Here is a 749-nt window from a genome sequence, read left to right as displayed (position 1 = left end):
GTCGGCAGCCTGGTGGCCAGCGATTTCAAATCCAGCATGCTGATCGTGCCACTGCTGGACAAGACCTCGGCCACCGGCCAGGGCATCAACTACCACCAGTTCTCGCGGGTGCTCGAAGAGCAGCTGCGCGACAAGATCGAATTCGCTGGCGACAGCGCCGCGCGCAAGGCCGGGGCAGAGGGCAAGGGGCATTACAAGGTACGGGTGATCGGTTTCGCCAAACTGATGGGCGACCTGATCGATGGTTTGATTAAGGTGATGATGTTCTTCGGCCTGGCCGTGGTCACCTCGCTGGTCATCATCTACTTCTATACCCGTTGTGTGCGCAGCACCCTGCTGGTGGTCGGTTGCTCGCTGGTCGCGGTGGTCTGGCAACTGGGCATCGTCGCCTGGCTGGGCTACGCCATCGATCCCTACTCGGTGCTGGTGCCGTTCCTGATCTTCGCCATCGGCGTGTCCCATGCGGCGCAAAAGATGAACGGCATCATGCAGGACATCGCCCGTGGCACCCACAAGCTGATCGCCGCGCGCTACACCTTCCGCCGCCTGTTCATTGCCGGCGTTACCGCGCTGCTGGCCGACGCGGTGGGCTTCGCGGTGCTGATGCTGATCGACATCCCGGTGATCCAGGACCTGGCCATCACCGCCAGCATCGGCGTGGCCGTGCTGATCTTCACCTCCCTGCTGCTGATGCCGGTGTCGCTGTCCTACATCGGCGTCGGGCGCAAGGCAGCCGAGCGTGCCCTGAA

Annotated in this window: 1 pseudogene; it reads left to right on the top strand. The window is 63.2% G+C overall.

Annotated elements, in window-relative coordinates:
- A pseudogene (locus tag ACZYSM_RS29250) lies at positions 1-749 on the top strand (RND family transporter); the annotation flags it as partial.

Source organism: Pseudomonas sp. F220 (genome assembly GCF_057813935.1).
This window is presented reverse-complemented; position numbering and strand designations above follow the sequence as displayed.